Origin of the sequence: Siccibacter colletis, assembly GCF_000696575.1 — a bacterium.
GTDB classification, from domain to species: domain Bacteria; phylum Pseudomonadota; class Gammaproteobacteria; order Enterobacterales; family Enterobacteriaceae; genus Siccibacter; species Siccibacter colletis.
In genome coordinates, this window is record NZ_JMSQ01000013.1 from 27612 (window position 1) to 42303 (window position 14692).

Annotated in this window: 15 protein-coding genes; 8 read left to right on the top strand and 7 right to left on the bottom strand. The window is 56.4% G+C overall.

Annotated elements, in window-relative coordinates:
- Nucleotides 1-3: 3 nt before the first annotated feature.
- From rfaC to rfaD, 3 genes are read right to left on the bottom strand one after another with little or no spacing between them, the layout of a single operon-like run.
- On the bottom strand, nucleotides 4-972 hold the full coding sequence (gene rfaC / locus ET34_RS0114670) for a lipopolysaccharide heptosyltransferase RfaC (RefSeq protein ID WP_031523281.1): 969 nt from the start codon (nucleotides 970-972) through the stop codon (nucleotides 4-6).
- A 3-nt stretch (nucleotides 973-975) separates the two neighbouring features.
- Nucleotides 976-2022 (bottom strand): ADP-heptose--LPS heptosyltransferase RfaF, encoded by a 1047-nt coding sequence (gene rfaF / locus ET34_RS0114675; RefSeq protein ID WP_031523282.1) that lies wholly within the window; start codon nucleotides 2020-2022, stop codon nucleotides 976-978.
- Between the two features lie 9 nt (nucleotides 2023-2031).
- Nucleotides 2032-2964, bottom strand: a complete 933-nt coding sequence (rfaD, locus tag ET34_RS0114680; RefSeq protein WP_031523284.1) for an ADP-glyceromanno-heptose 6-epimerase — start codon at nucleotides 2962-2964, stop codon at nucleotides 2032-2034.
- Between the two features lie 218 nt (nucleotides 2965-3182).
- Here rfaD and kbl point away from each other — a divergent pair, with 218 nt between their 5' ends.
- The 3 genes from kbl to ET34_RS0114695 all read left to right on the top strand — a co-directional run bounded on the left by kbl (nucleotide 3183) and on the right by ET34_RS0114695 (nucleotide 6861).
- On the top strand, nucleotides 3183-4379 hold the full coding sequence (kbl, locus tag ET34_RS0114685) for a glycine C-acetyltransferase (protein ID WP_031523286.1): 1197 nt from the start codon (nucleotides 3183-3185) through the stop codon (nucleotides 4377-4379).
- Nucleotides 4380-4388: 9 nt separating this feature from the next.
- Nucleotides 4389-5414 carry an L-threonine 3-dehydrogenase gene (gene tdh / locus ET34_RS0114690; RefSeq protein ID WP_031523287.1) on the top strand — a complete coding sequence of 342 codons (1026 nt, stop codon included), beginning with the start codon at nucleotides 4389-4391 and terminating at the stop codon, nucleotides 5412-5414.
- A 415-nt stretch (nucleotides 5415-5829) separates the two neighbouring features.
- Nucleotides 5830-6861, top strand: coding sequence for a glycosyltransferase (locus ET34_RS0114695; RefSeq protein WP_031523289.1), 1032 nt, complete (start codon nucleotides 5830-5832; stop codon nucleotides 6859-6861).
- 44 nt (nucleotides 6862-6905) lie between these two features.
- Here the strand turns inward: ET34_RS0114695 and ET34_RS0114700 are convergent, their stop codons facing one another.
- From ET34_RS0114700 to gpmM, 3 genes are read right to left on the bottom strand one after another with little or no spacing between them, the layout of a single operon-like run.
- Nucleotides 6906-7850 carry a divergent polysaccharide deacetylase family protein gene (locus ET34_RS0114700; protein WP_031523291.1) on the bottom strand — a complete coding sequence of 315 codons (945 nt, stop codon included), beginning with the start codon at nucleotides 7848-7850 and terminating at the stop codon, nucleotides 6906-6908.
- A 3-nt stretch (nucleotides 7851-7853) separates the two neighbouring features.
- Complete coding sequence (gene envC / locus ET34_RS0114705) at nucleotides 7854-9113, bottom strand: murein hydrolase activator EnvC (RefSeq protein ID WP_236633876.1); 1260 nt, start codon at nucleotides 9111-9113, stop codon at nucleotides 7854-7856.
- 32 nt (nucleotides 9114-9145) lie between these two features.
- A complete protein-coding gene (gpmM, locus tag ET34_RS0114710) occupies nucleotides 9146-10693 on the bottom strand; it encodes a 2,3-bisphosphoglycerate-independent phosphoglycerate mutase (RefSeq protein ID WP_031523294.1) in 1548 nt (515 codons plus the stop codon).
- 243 nt (nucleotides 10694-10936) lie between these two features.
- Between gpmM and ET34_RS0114715 the strand changes: the two genes are divergently transcribed.
- The 5 genes from ET34_RS0114715 to cysE all read left to right on the top strand — a co-directional run bounded on the left by ET34_RS0114715 (nucleotide 10937) and on the right by cysE (nucleotide 14116).
- Nucleotides 10937-11368 carry a rhodanese-like domain-containing protein gene (locus tag ET34_RS0114715; protein WP_031523296.1) on the top strand — a complete coding sequence of 144 codons (432 nt, stop codon included), beginning with the start codon at nucleotides 10937-10939 and terminating at the stop codon, nucleotides 11366-11368.
- A gap of 21 nt (nucleotides 11369-11389) precedes the next feature.
- Nucleotides 11390-11641 carry a glutaredoxin 3 gene (gene grxC, locus ET34_RS0114720; RefSeq protein ID WP_031523298.1) on the top strand — a complete coding sequence of 84 codons (252 nt, stop codon included), beginning with the start codon at nucleotides 11390-11392 and terminating at the stop codon, nucleotides 11639-11641.
- A gap of 46 nt (nucleotides 11642-11687) precedes the next feature.
- Nucleotides 11688-12155: a protein-export chaperone SecB gene (gene secB, locus ET34_RS0114725; protein WP_031523300.1), complete on the top strand. Its 468-nt coding sequence runs from the start codon at nucleotides 11688-11690 to the stop codon at nucleotides 12153-12155.
- A complete protein-coding gene (gene gpsA, locus ET34_RS0114730) occupies nucleotides 12155-13174 on the top strand; it encodes an NAD(P)H-dependent glycerol-3-phosphate dehydrogenase (protein ID WP_031523302.1) in 1020 nt (339 codons plus the stop codon). Before secB ends, gpsA begins: the two co-directional genes overlap by 1 nt.
- Nucleotides 13175-13294: 120 nt before the next feature.
- Nucleotides 13295-14116 (top strand): serine O-acetyltransferase, encoded by an 822-nt coding sequence (gene cysE / locus ET34_RS0114735; RefSeq protein WP_031523304.1) that lies wholly within the window; start codon nucleotides 13295-13297, stop codon nucleotides 14114-14116.
- A gap of 38 nt (nucleotides 14117-14154) precedes the next feature.
- Here cysE and trmL read toward each other — a convergent pair whose 3' ends face one another.
- Nucleotides 14155-14634 carry a tRNA (uridine(34)/cytosine(34)/5-carboxymethylaminomethyluridine(34)-2'-O)-methyltransferase TrmL gene (gene trmL, locus ET34_RS0114740; RefSeq protein WP_031523306.1) on the bottom strand — a complete coding sequence of 160 codons (480 nt, stop codon included), beginning with the start codon at nucleotides 14632-14634 and terminating at the stop codon, nucleotides 14155-14157.
- Nucleotides 14635-14692: the final 58 nt, after the last annotated feature.

Here is a 14692-nt window from a genome sequence, read left to right on the forward strand (position 1 = left end):
GCATCATCTTAATGTATTGCTATTCAGAGCTTCTAAAACAGTACTGGCGTGAAGATCTGCCAGTTGTTTTGACGGTGAACAACACGCAACCTGGTTCTTCCCGTAACCGCCAATCAAACCCGGATCCGTCGGGCCATAGAGTGTGATATTCGGGCGATCCAGCGCAGCCGTCAGATGGCTTAAGCCGGTATCAACCGAGACCACGAATTTTGCACCTGCCAGCACGCGTGCTACCTGTTCAAGGCTCATGCGCGGCAGAACGTCCACATATTTAAACCCTTCAGCCAGCCGCCGGGCGCGCGCTTCTTCATGGGGTGCGCCCCAGGGCAACTTGATGCGCAAACCGCTGTCAGCAAGCAGCGCAATAAGCTCACGCCAGTGCGCTTCCGGCCAGTGCTTGTCATCCCGGGTGGTGGCATGCAGGAATACGGCATAGGGCACGCCGTTATCATCGGCAGCGTTCAGGAAATGCTGAGCGATAGCGTAATCACCCTGCGCGTCAGGGCGCAGATAGCCGAGGCTTTTGGCAAACAGCTCACGGGTGCGTTCCACGGCGTGCTGCGCTTTGGGAATGGCGTGGCGGCGATTATAAAACAGGCTGGCCAGCGGCTCGCGCGCGCTGTGCCAGTCCATACCGTGCTTTACACCCTCTGCCAGTCGCGTCACCAGCGCAGCGCTCTTCACCAGCCCCTGGGCATCAATCACCGCATCATACTTCACCGCGCGCAACGCCGCGCGAAACGCCTGACGCTCTGCCTTTACCGGCGCGGAGAACCACGCTTTACGCCAGCGGCGGACCGCCACCGGCAGCACGCGTTCGACCGCCGGATGCCACGATGGGATCTGCGCAAACCCCTCTTCAACCACCCAGTCAAAACGAATCCCCGGGATCGCCTGCATGGCATCGGTCAGGGCAGGCAGCGTATGGAGCACGTCGCCCATCGACGACGTTTTAACAATCAATACCCGCATCGTCTACGCTTCCTGCTCAAGCAACAGCGGATTCAGTTCTTCCAGAACGCGCTGCGGGGTAATGTCGATAAGACTCTGGTGATAGCCTTCGGCGGCATCGCCTTTACGCACCTTGTGATAGCCGGTAATCAGGCGGATTACCCGCGCTTTATGCGACAGCGGCGGTGTAAAGTCCGGGCTGCTTGGCCCGTAAAGGGCGACCAGCGGGCGCTCCAGCGCAGCGGCAACGTGCATCAGGCCGGAATCGTTGGTGACCATTGCGTCGCAGGCGGCGATCAGCACGACAGCCTGCTCCAGCGCGGTTTCCCCTGCCAGATTGCGGCACCACGCCTGCTGCTCTGTGGTCAGCGCGGCGAGGATTTCGTTGCCGGCATCGTGATCTTTCGCCGAGCCGAACAGCACAACCTGATAGCCTTCATCAATAAGTTCAGCGGCCAGGGCGGCGTAATGATAGTGTGGCCAGCGTTTTGCCGGACCGAACTCTGCGCCAGGGCAGAAGCCGATCAGGCGACGTTCGTCGGAAAGTCCAAAGGTTTTACGCATCTGGACGCACTCATCCGCGCTGACCTGCAGTTTCGGCCAAAGCAGCGGCTGCGGCAGATCTTTCGCGCTCTGCATTACCCCTTTGTCATACGCCAGCGCCACATAGCGCTCAACCATCAGCGGCCAGGCCTGTTTGTCGAGCGGGCGCGCATCGTTGAGCAAGCCATAACGCATCTCGCCGCGCCAGCCGGTGCGCACCGGGATCCCGGCGAAGAAGGGAATTAACGCGGATTTGAACGAGCCGGGTAGCACATACGCGCGGTCATAGTGGCGATCGCGCAGGCTGCGGCCGAGACGGCGACGCTCGCCGAGCGCCAGCGCTCCGTGGCCCAGCGGCATTGGGATCGCCTCGTTCACTTCCGGCATACGCGCCAGCAGCGGACGGCACCACGCGGGTGCCATTACGTCAATCACGGCCTGAGGAAAGCGCGCCCGGAGCGTGCGATAGAGACTTTGCGACATCATCATGTCGCCCACCCATGACGGGCCAATCACCAGAATCTTCATGCGCTGTGCTTACGCGTCACGGTTCAGCCAGGCCATGTACTCCGCCACGCCTTCGGCGACGGTTTTAAACGGCTTATCGTAACCCGCCGCGCGCAGTTTCGTGGTATCTGCCTGGGTGAACGCCTGATAGCGGCCTTTCAGTTTTTCCGGGAACGGAATGTATTCGAGGGTGCCTTTCTGGTGGAAGGCCAGCGCGGCGTCTGCGACCGCCTGGAAGGACTCGGCGCGACCGGTACCGCAGTTGAAGATGCCGGATACGCCGTTCTGCCAGAACCACAGGTTTACCGCCGCCACATCGCCGACATAGATGAAGTCGCGCTTAAAGCCGTCGCTGCCTTCAAACAGTTTCGGGCTTTCGCCATTATTCAGCTGGGTGTTGAGGTGGAACGCGACGCTCGCCATGCTGCCTTTGTGGCCTTCGCGCGGCCCGTAGACGTTAAAGTAGCGGAAGCCGACGATCTGGGAATTGGCTTCCGGCAGGATCTGGCGCACGTACTCGTCAAACAGGAACTTGGAGTAGCCGTAAACATTGAGCGGCTGCTCATATTCGCGGGATTCGATAAAGTCGCTGGTGCGGCCGCCGTAGGTTGCCGCTGAAGAGGCGTAAAGGAACGGAATTTCACGCTCCAGGCAGTAGTGCAGCACCTCTTTGGAGTACTGATAGTTGTTATCCATCATGTACTTGCCGTCCCACTCGGTGGTGGAGGAGCAGGCACCTTCATGGAAGATCGCTTCGATGTCGCCGAACTCTTCACCCGCCATTACCTGAATTAAGAAATCTTCTTTATCCATGTAATCAGCAATATTCAAATCCACCAGGTTGACGAATTTGGTGCCGTCTTTGAGGTTATCTACCACCAGAATGTCGGTGATACCCATATCATTCAGAGACTTAACAATGTTGCTGCCGATGAAGCCGGCACCGCCGGTAACAATGATCATAAGCGTAACCTTCAATACATGACGACCTGAGACGATCTCAGGCACTACTGTTTCTTATCATACCATTTCCCTGTTTTATTGACCCTCACAATGTCAGGCAGGTTCCTTTGCCTCGTGATTTATGCTGCAAAAACGAGAATCTGTGAATCGTCATCTCGTATCAGGTTCTACCTTCAGGTAATAATACGTGCCGAAATTTGCCAGTCTGGAGAATCGCAATGCGAGGGGATTTTTACCAACAGTTGTCTGCCGACCTTGATACTGCAAGAGCGGAAGGGTTGTTTAAAGAAGAGCGCATTATCACATCGGCGCAGCAGGCCGATATCACGGTGGCGGATGGCAGCCACGTTATCAATTTCTGCGCCAATAACTATCTCGGTCTGGCGAACCATCCGGAGCTGATCGCCGCGGCGAAAGCAGGAATGGGCAGTCACGGTTTTGGCATGGCCTCTGTACGCTTTATCTGCGGCACCCAGGACAGCCACAAGCAGCTGGAACAGAAGCTGGCTGAGTTTCTCGGCATGGAAGACGCGATTCTCTACTCCTCGTGCTTCGATGCGAACGGCGGGCTGTTTGAGACTCTGCTCGGCCCGGAAGATGCAATTATCTCCGATGCCCTGAACCATGCCTCGATCATTGACGGCGTGCGCCTGTGTAAGGCGAAGCGTTATCGCTATGCCAACAACGATATGCAGGAGCTGGAAGCGCGTCTGAAAGAAGCTCGTGAAGCCGGTGCGCGTCACGTGATGATCGCTACCGACGGCGTGTTCTCGATGGATGGCGTGATCGCCAACCTGAAAGGCGTCTGCGATCTGGCGGACCAGTACGATGCGCTGGTGATGGTCGATGACTCCCACGCCGTGGGCTTCGTTGGTGAAAACGGTCGCGGCACCCATGAATACTGCGAGGTGATGGGCCGGGTCGATATTATCACCGGTACGCTCGGTAAAGCGCTGGGCGGGGCGTCTGGCGGCTATACCGCCGGGCGTAAAGAAGTGGTGGAGTGGCTGCGTCAGCGCTCGCGTCCGTATCTCTTCTCTAACTCGCTGGCACCGGCTATCGTCGCCGCGTCTATCAAGGTGCTGGAGATGCTGGCGTCCGGCGCGGAACTGCGCACCCGCCTGTGGGATAACGCGCGCCTGTTCCGTGAAAAAATGTCAGCCGCAGGTTTTACGCTCGCCGGTGCCGATCACGCCATTATTCCGGTAATGCTGGGCGATGCTGCCGTCGCGCAGCAGTTTGCGCGCGAGTTGCAGAAAGAGGGAATTTACGTTACCGGGTTCTTCTACCCGGTGGTGCCGAAAGGCCAGGCGCGTATTCGCACCCAGATGTCGGCAGCGCATACGCCTGAACAGATTGAACGTGCAGTCGATGCGTTTATCCGCATCGGTAAACAGTTAAATGTGATTGCCTGAGGGCGTGGAATGAAAGCATTAGCGAAACTGAAAGCGGAAGAAGGCATCTGGATGACCGATGCGCCGAAACCGGAAGTCGGGCATAACGATCTGCTGATTAAAATCCGCAAGTCCGCCATCTGCGGCACGGATGTGCATATCTATAACTGGGATGAATGGTCTCAGAAAACCATTCCGGTGCCGATGGTGGTCGGACACGAATACGTGGGCGAAGTGGTCGGCATTGGTCAGGAAGTGAAAGGCTTTGCCATTGGCGATCGCGTTTCCGGTGAAGGCCATATCACCTGCGGCCACTGTCGCAACTGCCGCGGCGGACGTACTCACCTGTGCCGCAACACCGTGGGCGTGGGTGTTAACCGTCCGGGCAGCTTTGCCGAATATCTGGTGATCCCGGCGTTCAACGCCTTCAAAATTCCTGACAATATTTCCGACGATCTGGCTGCGATTTTTGACCCGTTCGGCAATGCGGTACATACCGCGCTCTCCTTCGACCTGGTCGGGGAAGACGTGCTGGTGGCGGGTGCAGGCCCAATTGGCATTATGGCGGCGGCGGTGGCAAAACACGTCGGCGCGCGTAATGTGGTGATCACTGACGTCAACGAATACCGCCTTGAACTGGCGCGTAAAATGGGCGTCACCCGTGCGGTTAACGTGGCGCATGAAAATCTGCATGATGTGATGAACGAGCTGGGCATGACCGAAGGCTTTGACGTTGGGCTGGAGATGTCCGGCGCGCCGCCAGCGTTCCGCACCATGCTGGATACCATGAACCACGGCGGGCGTATCGCGCTGTTGGGTATTCCGCCGTCGGATATGGCCATTGACTGGAATAAAGTCATCTTCAAGGGGCTGTTTATCAAAGGGATTTATGGCCGCGAGATGTTTGAAACCTGGTACAAAATGGCTGCGCTTATTCAGTCCGGATTGGATCTGACGCCGCTAATCACGCACCACTTCCCGATTGATGACTTCCAGAAGGGGTTCGATGCCATGCGCTCGGGCCAGTCTGGGAAAGTTATTCTTAACTGGAATTAACAAAAAGGGCCGGCTTCCGGCCCTTTTGCTATTTATAGTAACGAGTTAGCACAGCGTTTTATCTCGAATTTATCTCGAATAGTTTATGCAATTATTCCAGGGCTTTTCTGATAATTAAATAAAAAAGAGTAATCTTAATTTCGAGGGGTAATTCGTAAATTATTGTCAATGTCATAAATATTACTTAATTGCGCTTTACTCTGATGGAGAGGCCTTCTGGCAGGCTTTATGATGAGTCATAACGCGTGATGTCATCAGCAGGTTTTAATTATTAGTGGGCGTTATTTAATTAATGCGGAGCGTTGCGTGAGAAATAAATCCTCAGACGACAAAACTTTCTCACTTAATAATTCTCTAAGGTTAAGCAGATAAAACATAACGTCATCAAACTGGTAAAACCGGATAATAAATATTTATGAATGATAGCCCGAAACTCAGTGTCATTATTCCACTGTACAACGCTGCGGAACACTTCCCGGCCTGCATGGATTCTTTGCTTGCGCAAACCTGGACGGCGCTTGAAATCATCATCGTAAACGACGGATCGACCGATAATTCAGCCGAAATAGCACAGGCTTACGCCGACGCTCATCCGAATATCCGCGTGCTCCACCAGGCGAATGCCGGTGCATCGGTCGCCCGCAACCGCGGGCTGGACGTAGCGACCGGAGAATACGTGGCCTTTGTCGACGCCGACGATCTGCTCTATCCGCGCATGTATGAAACTCTGATGGGCATGGCGCTGCAAGACGATCTCGATGTAGCACAGTGCAATGCCGACTGGAGCGATCGCACTTCCGGTCATACCTGGCTCTCAATCCCTACAGACCGTCTTACGTCCACTGGCGTACTGACCGGGCCGGAGTGGCTACGTAAAGCGCTGGCGACGCGCCGCTGGACGCACGTAGTATGGATGGGGGTTTATCGCCTGAGCCTTATTCGTGAGCTGAACCTGAAATTCGTTCCCGGCCTGCACCATCAGGATATTGTCTGGACGACAGAATTTATGTTTAACGCCCGTCGCGCGCGTTATACCCAGGAGGCGTATTATAAATATTTCCTCCACAATCAGTCCGTTAGTCGTTTAAAGCGTCAGGGCGCGAAGAACGCACATTATCAGCGTCACTATATTAAAATCACCCGCCTGTTAGATAAGCTGAATAATGATTACGCCGCTAAGATCCCCATTTATCCAGAGTTCCGCGAGCAGGTTACTCGCGAGGCACTGCGCGTTTGCCACGCGGTGCGCAAAGAAAAGGATCCAGACATCAAACAGGTTATTATTGCCGATATTTTCTCGTCGGGAATGTATAAGCGCATGATGAAAAACGTACGCAGCCTGAAACTGGGTTATCAGGCCGTACTCTGGTCATATCGTCTCAATAGCTGGCGCGATAAGCGTATCGCTGCCCGGCGCACCGCGCGACGCCCGATCCGCGTACGCTAAAACGACAAACGGCCCCGCCGGGCCGTTTTTTTTTGCTACGTGCATTAGCTCTGTTTGTTACCCCAGCCTTTCCACTGGTGCTCCAGGTATTTCACCAGCGCACTCTGTCCAATGCTTTCACTTAGCACCGCAAAGAAACGTCCGGCATAGACCGGCTCCAGCGGCTGCTTCGGCTTGCAAAGCTGTACCCCTTTGAACGGATTACGCGGTGTGGGCTGCGGCGTCTGCGCCGGCGGTTGCCGGTTTGGCGTTGAGGTATCGACCTGCGGCTCGTTCAGCAGGCTGCTCGGCGCGACCAGCGTGATGTCAGCCGGCAGGTTATAAATCATCTGCTGCAACACGCGCACCGTGGAAGGGTGAGGGTGGCCGATCGCAATGGCCGAACCGTTACGCCGCGCCAGGGCGACAGCACGATTGAACTGCGCGCGAATATCCGCCTCGTTCTGGGTATCGTCGAGGAACACTTTGCGCTTGATGACCTTTACGCCGGTGCCTGCCGCCGCACGCATCGACTGGCTGTTGCCGATGGTCATGCTGTCGAGAAAGTAGAGGTTATAGCGGCTCAGACCCTGCATCACCTTCTGCATCCCAAACAGGCTGGACGTCATGGCGCTGCCCATATGGTTGTTCAACCCCACGGCATGCGGCACTTTCGCCACCGCGTCGCTGATGATGCGATCGATTTCGTTGCTGCTCATGTCCGGGCGCAGGGTATCTTTTTCCAGCGGCTGCTTACTGAGCGGTGCCATTGGCAAATGAATGAGTACTTCATGTCCGCCCTGGTGTGCTTTGGTCGCCATTTCATGGGCGTGGGGCGCATTGGGAAGCACGGCAACGGAAACGGCGGCGGGAAGGGCGAGAATATGATTTTCGTTCTGCGGGCGATAGCCGAAATCATCGATAACAATAGCGAGCTTGCCTGCAAAAACCGGAGGGATCAGCAGCACTGAACTGACGACGGCGACAAAAAGGTGACGAAAATGAGGCAAAACTTATCTTCCCAGCCATGGTTGCGGATTAACTGCCTGTCCCTGACGACGGATTTCGAAATAGAGTGATGGTCTACCCTGTCCACCGCTGCTACCGACAAGCGCGATTGGCTGGCCTGCGCGAACCTGAGTTCCAACGTTGACCAGCGCACTCTGGTTGTAACCGTAGAGGCTCATATCGCCTTTACCGTGTTCCACGACCACTACCAGCCCATACCCCTGCAGCCAGTCGGCGAGGATCACGCGTCCGTCAGCAATGGCTTTCACTTCCGTGCCCTCTGACGCACCGATTACAATCCCTTTCCAACGTAGCTCACCCTGGAGCTGTTCGCCATAACGATGCAGCAATGACCCCCGGACGGGCCAGTACGCCTGACCGCGCGGCGATCCGAGACCGCCGGTGCGCGACATAAGTGAGCGCTCGCTTTCAGTTGGCTTATAGGTAGTGCCTTTACGCGTCGCCTCTTTCTGACGATTACGTACTTTCTCCGCTTCCTGCGCTTCGCGTTGCGCCCGGGCTTTTGCCGCGGCTTCGGCGCGGGCAATACGATCCCGCAGACGCGATTCGTTGGCGCGCAGCTCACTCAGCTGTTGCTGGCCCTGCTGAATAGAGGATTCAAGGCTGGAAAGGGTTTTTCTGCGCTCGGCCCGCGCCTGCTCAAGCTTTGCCTGCTGCGCTTTTTGTTCGTAAAGCAGCGTTTGCTGTTGGGTTTGCTTCCCCTCCAGCTCGCGCTTTTGCGCGTCCACTTCTTCACGCGTCTGCTTCAGTTGGGCGATGGTTTCCTGGCGCGCTTCGTTGAGGTAACCGAAATAGGCCTGTAACCGTTGGCCGCGCTGGCTCTCTTCACCGCTGAGGATGAGCTGCAGGCCGGTGTGCTGGCCCTGACGAAACGCGGCATCAAGTTGGGCGGCGAGATTACTCTCCTGCACGGCTTTTTGCTTCTCAAGCTTCGCGACCGAGGCATTCAGCTCTGCCACCTGGGCATTAAGCTGTTTCAACGTTGCTTCGGTTTCCCGCAGCTGACGGCTGGCCGCTGCGATAGCCTGGTCCTGGGATTTGAGCTGTTCCTGTAGCTTTCCGCGCTGCTGCTGCTGCTGGCGGACGGCACGCTCTTTTTCCGCGATGTCCTGCTGAATAGATTTGAGCTGATCGCGATCGTCAGCGTGGGCGGGAATGGCGCACAGCAATACGCCAGCGCTGAGTGCGCTGGCGTAGATCAGAGGCCTGACGGAAAACCGGTTCGCTTTCGTGGCCCATGTTATTGATAAAATCGCCTTTCCCCTCATACGAGGGATTATTCCACGATGAACAGCGCCTTACCAGTCATCTCTTGCGGGATTTCCTCACCCATCAGGGCCAGCATGGTGGGTGCGATATCGGACAGCTTGCCGCCTTCCACCGCCCGAACGCCTTTCTCGCCAACATAGATCAGCGGAACCGGCAGGTTGGTGTGCGCAGTATGCGCCTGGCCGGTAGCCGGATCGCGCATCTGCTCGGCGTTGCCATGATCGGCGGTAATGAGTAACTGCCCACCAACCGACTGGACAGCATCAACCACCTGCGCGATGCAGGCATCCAGCGCCTCTACTGCTTTTACCGCTGCCTCCAGCACGCCGGTGTGACCTACCATATCGCCATTCGGATAGTTACAGATGATGGCGTCGTAGCTCCCACCCTTGATAGCGGCAACCAGTTTTTCCGTCAGTTCGGCCGAACTCATTTCCGGCTGCAGGTCGTAGGTCGCAACGTCAGGAGACTGGATCAGGATGCGGTCTTCGCCCGGGAACGAGGCTTCAACGCCGCCGTTAAAGAAGAAGGTGACGTGGGCATATTTCTCGGTTTCAGAAATACGCAGCTGGGTTTTGTTACGTTTCGCCATCCACTCGCCAAAGGTATTGACCAGCGCGGTGGGCGGATAGGCGCAGGAAGCGGCTATGTCTGCGGCGTATTCAGAAAGCATCACGAAGTCCGCCAGCTTCACCACTTTTTTACGCGCAAAGCCATCGAAGTCAGCGTTCACAAACGCGCGGGTAATTTGGCGTGCGCGGTCGGCGCGGAAGTTCATGAAAATCAGCACGTCGCCATCCTGCATGGCAGCGTCGGATTCGCCTGCAGCGCGCAGCACCGTCGGTTTGACGAACTCATCGTTTTCATCGCGCGCGTAGGCAGCATTCAGCGCCTCGATCGCGCTATCTGCGGTGAATGCGCCTTTCGCCTGGGTCAGCAGATCGTAAGCCAGCTCAACGCGATCCCAGCGGTTATCGCGGTCCATGGCGTAGTAGCGGCCGATCAGGGAAGCGATACGCCCTTTACCGAGCTGTGCGAATTTATCCGTAAAGCGCTGAAGCGACGATGCGGCGCTGCGCGGCGGCGTATCACGCCCGTCGAGGAACGCGTGCAGATAGATTTTCTCCGCGCCGCGCTCCGCAGCCAGTTCAACCATCGCCATGATGTGGTCTTCGTGGCTGTGAACGCCTCCAGCAGAGAGCAGGCCCATGATGTGAACGGCTTTACCCGTCGCCACGGCGCTATCTACCGCGCCCGTCAGCGCCGGATTACGGAAGAAAGTACCCTCTTTGATTTCAACATCGAGGCGGGTTAAATCCTGATACACGATGCGGCCTGCGCCGAGGTTAACGTGGCCGACCTCGGAGTTGCCCATCTGACGGTCCGGCAGACCGACTTCCAGCCCGGAGGCATCAATCAGCGTATGCATACGCGCGGCCCACAGCTGGTCCATCACCGGCGTTTTCGCCTGGGAAATTGCGTTATCCTGCTGCTCTTCCCGATAGCCGTAGCCATCGAGGATCACCAGCACCATAGGTTTTTTTGAAGCCGACATTGCACTACCTCTGCGCTCAAAAGGGAAAAAATTGGCGTAACTTTACTACAGCGCTTTTTGGCGCATAGCCGCAGGAGATCAAAGAAACGCGCCGCAGGGCAAGGTGCCCAACAAAGGACAGCGTAATTTTTCGTAACGCGCCGCAGAAAATGCATATCCTGTCGCTCTTTGGCTGTAATTAACACAACGCGCAGGTATACTCCTCACCTGGTTTTTTCACTTAGTCGGGAGTCATTACCCCCCATGCAAGAAATTATGCAATTCGTTGGCCGTCATCCCATACTTAGTATCGCGTGGATTGCGTTACTGGCGGCGGTGATTTACACCACATTCAAAGGCCTCACCTCTAAGGTGAAGACCATCACCCGTGGTGAAGCAACGCACCTGATTAACAAAGAAGACGCCGTTGTGGTTGATATTCGCCAGCGTGACGACTTCCGCAAGGGCCATATCGCCAGCGCCATCAACCTGCTGCCGAACGATATTAAAAACGGTAGCCTGGGCGAGCTTGAGAAGCACAAAGCCAACCCCATTATTGTTGTTGATGCCAGCGGTATGTCCGCGAACGACGCGGCAACGGCGCTGCATAAAGCCGGTTTCGAGCGCGTATCCGTGCTGAAAGAAGGCGTTGCCGGCTGGAGTAGTGAAAACCTGCCGCTGGTTCGCGGCAAGTAATAAAACAACAGAGGTACAGTCATGGCCAATATTGAAATCTATACCAAAGTCACCTGCCCTTACTGCCACCGTGCGAAAGCGCTGCTGGACAGCAAAGGCGTGACGTACGAAGAGTTCCGCATTGACGGTGACGCTTCAAAACGGGAAGAGATGATTAAACGTAGTGGCCGTACGACGGTGCCGCAGATTTTCATTGATGCGCAGCACATTGGCGGTTGCGATGACTTACATGCGCTGGATGCGCGTGGCGGGCTCGATCCACTGCTGCGATAAAACCGGCCGTCAGGCACTTTTAAGGATATAAATAAAGGGTTTACCTATGTCAGAACAAAACAGCACAGAGATGGCGTTCCAGATTCAGCGTGTCTATACCAAGGATATCTCTTTCGAAGCACCGAACGCTCCGCAGGTGTTCCAGAAGGACTGGCAGCCGGAAGTAAAACTGGACCTGGATACCGCGTCCAACCAGCTTGGAGAAGACGTTTACGAAGTCATGCTGCGCGTGACCGTGACGGCGACCGTTGAAGGTGATACCGCATTCCTGTGCGAAGTGCAGCAGGCTGGCATCTTTACCGTTGGCGGTATCGAAGGTACCCAGCTGGCGCACTGCCTGGGTGCGTACTGCCCGAACATTCTGTTCCCGTATGCCCGTGAATGCATCACTAACCTGGTATCACGCGGCACCTTCCCGCAGCTGAACCTTGCGCCGGTTAACTTTGATGCGCTGTTCATGAACTATCTGCAACAGCAATCAGGCGAAGGTGTGCAAGAACATCAGGATGCCTGATGAACGCCATTAACGCTTCAATGACAGTCATCGGTGCCGGCTCGTACGGCACCGCTCTTGCCATTACCCTGGCAAGAAATGGTCACCAGGTCGTACTCTGGGGCCACTCTCCTGAACATATCGCTACGCTGCAGGCCGATCGCTGTAACGCCGCGTTTCTCCCTGACGTTCCGTTTCCTGACTCTCTCCATCTGGAAAGCTCGCTTGCTACCGCGCTGGCTGCCAGCCGCGATATTCTGGTGGTGGTGCCGAGTCATGTGTTCGGTAAGGTGCTGCAGCAGATTAAACCACTGATGCGCCCCGATGCCCGCATCGTCTGGGCGACCAAAGGGCTTGAGGCTGAGACCGGCCGTCTGCTGCAGGACGTCGCGCGTGAAGTTCTGGGCGACGCTATTCCGCTGGCGGTCATTTCCGGACCGACGTTTGCTAAAGAACTTGCCGCCGGGCTGCCAACCGCCATTGCACTGGCCGCGACCGACAACACCTTTGCCGAGGATCTGCAGCAGCTGCTGCACTGCGGTAAAAGCTTCCGCGTGTACAGCAACCCCGATTTTATCGGCGTTCAGCTGGGCGGCGCGGTGAAAAACGTTATCGCTATCGGTGCCGGTATGTCTGATGGCATCGGTTTTGGCGCGAACGCGCGTACCGCGTTGATTACCCGCGGTCTTGCCGAGATGTCGCGTCTGGGCAGCGCTCTGGGTGCCGATCCCACTACCTTCATGGGGATGGCGGGTCTTGGCGATCTGGTACTTACCTGTACCGACAACCAGTCCCGCAACCGCCGCTTTGGCATGAGGCTGGGGCAGGGGATGGACGTGGACACTGCTCAGCAGGAAATCGGCCAGGTGGTTGAAGGCTATCGCAATACCAAAGAGGTTCGGGAGCTGGCGGCGCGTTACGGTGTCGAAATGCCAATAACCGAGGAAATTTATCAGGTATTGTATTGCGGAAAAAACGCGCGCGAGGCAGCATTAACGCTGCTTGGCCGAACACGTAAGGATGAGCGCAGCGCACAGTAACGCGCGCTTCTGCTTGTCGCCGCGCTAAACCAGGCGGCGCACGTCGTCGTCATAACCCGTAGTGCTCGCGTACCGGTAACCTGAGATTACCGGGCGCTCTGATTTTTTCTGGAGAAAGCAATGCCGTGTGAAGAACTGGATCTGGTCTGGAACAATATCAAAGCCGAAGCGCGTGCGCTGGCGGATTGTGAGCCCATGCTGGCCAGTTTTTACCATGCGACGTTGCTCAAACATGAAAACCTCGGCAGTGCACTGAGCTACATGCTGGCAAATAAACTCGCTTCACCCATCATGCCAGCCATCGCCATTCGCGAAGTAGTTGAAGAAGCCTATGCTGCCGATCCGGAGATGATTGCCTCGGCGGCCTGCGATATTCAGGCGGTGCGCACCCGCGACCCGGCGGTGGATAAATACTCCACGCCGTTGCTTTATCTGAAAGGGTTCCACGCGTTGCAGGCGCATCGCATTGGTCACTGGCTGTGGGCAGAAGGACGTCAGGCGCTGGCAATTTTCCTGCAAAACCAGGTGTCGGTGTCGTTCCAGGTCGATATTCATCCGGCGGCGACTATTGGCCGTGGGATCCTGCTCGATCATGCCACCGGCATTGTGATCGGCGAAACGGCGGTGGTGGAAGACGATGTCTCTATACTGCAGTCGGTAACCCTGGGCGGAACCGGTAAAACCAGCGGCGATCGCCATCCTAAAATTCGCGAAGGGGTGTTGATTGGTGCCGGTGCGAAAATTCTCGGCAACATCGAAGTTGGGCGCGGGGCGAAGATTGGCGCGGGTTCCGTGGTGCTGCAACCGGTACCGCCGCATACCACGGCAGCTGGCGTTCCGGCGCGCATCGTTGGTAAACCGGAAAGCGATAAACCCTCGATGGATATGGATCAGCACTTCAACGGTATCAACCACGGCTTCGAGTACGGCGACGGGATTTAAGCTTTTTCGCGCACCATGTTGCTTATCGCTGCGCTGGCCTACAGGCTGTCTCTCAACACCGCGCCGGCATATCCGAGCTGGCGCCACGCCTCATATACCACCACCGATACCGCATTTGACAGGTTCATGCTGCGGCTGTCCGGCATCATCGGAATACGGATCTTCTGTTGCGCGGGCAGCACATCCAGAATCGATGCGGGCAGTCCACGCGTCTCCGGGCCAAACAGTAAATAATCACCTGCCTGATACGACACCGCGCTGTGCGCCGGCGTGCCTTTGGTTGTCAGGGCAAAGAGGCGCTGCGGATCTTCTGCCTCAAGAAACGCCTGATAGTTTTTATGGCGGGTCACGGCGGTAAATTCATGATAATCCAGCCCGGCGCGGCGCAGACGCTTATCGTCCCAGGTAAATCCCAGCGGCTCAATCAGGTGCAGGCGAAACCCGGTATTGGCGCACAGGCGGATAATGTTGCCGGTATTCGGCGGGATTTCAGGTTCAAACAAGACGATATTCAGCATACGACCCCCATTTTGAGGGGCGCAGAATAGCAGAATTAGCGAGCAGGACAAACCAGAC

Coding starts and splice junctions, on each gene's coding strand:
- gpmM (WP_031523294.1), bottom strand. CDS start 10,693: ATGTCGGCTTCAAAAAAACCTATGGTGCTGGTGATCCTCGATGGCTAC.
- ET34_RS0114715 (WP_031523296.1), top strand. CDS start 10,937: ATGCAAGAAATTATGCAATTCGTTGGCCGTCATCCCATACTTAGTATC.
- gpsA (WP_031523302.1), top strand. CDS start 12,155: ATGAACGCCATTAACGCTTCAATGACAGTCATCGGTGCCGGCTCGTAC.
- tdh (WP_031523287.1), top strand. CDS start 4,389: ATGAAAGCATTAGCGAAACTGAAAGCGGAAGAAGGCATCTGGATGACC.
- rfaC (WP_031523281.1), bottom strand. CDS start 972: ATGCGGGTATTGATTGTTAAAACGTCGTCGATGGGCGACGTGCTCCAT.
- ET34_RS0114695 (WP_031523289.1), top strand. CDS start 5,830: ATGAATGATAGCCCGAAACTCAGTGTCATTATTCCACTGTACAACGCT.
- kbl (WP_031523286.1), top strand. CDS start 3,183: ATGCGAGGGGATTTTTACCAACAGTTGTCTGCCGACCTTGATACTGCA.
- grxC (WP_031523298.1), top strand. CDS start 11,390: ATGGCCAATATTGAAATCTATACCAAAGTCACCTGCCCTTACTGCCAC.
- trmL (WP_031523306.1), bottom strand. CDS start 14,634: ATGCTGAATATCGTCTTGTTTGAACCTGAAATCCCGCCGAATACCGGC.
- rfaF (WP_031523282.1), bottom strand. CDS start 2,022: ATGAAGATTCTGGTGATTGGCCCGTCATGGGTGGGCGACATGATGATG.
- cysE (WP_031523304.1), top strand. CDS start 13,295: ATGCCGTGTGAAGAACTGGATCTGGTCTGGAACAATATCAAAGCCGAA.
- rfaD (WP_031523284.1), bottom strand. CDS start 2,964: ATGATCATTGTTACCGGCGGTGCCGGCTTCATCGGCAGCAACATTGTT.
- secB (WP_031523300.1), top strand. CDS start 11,688: ATGTCAGAACAAAACAGCACAGAGATGGCGTTCCAGATTCAGCGTGTC.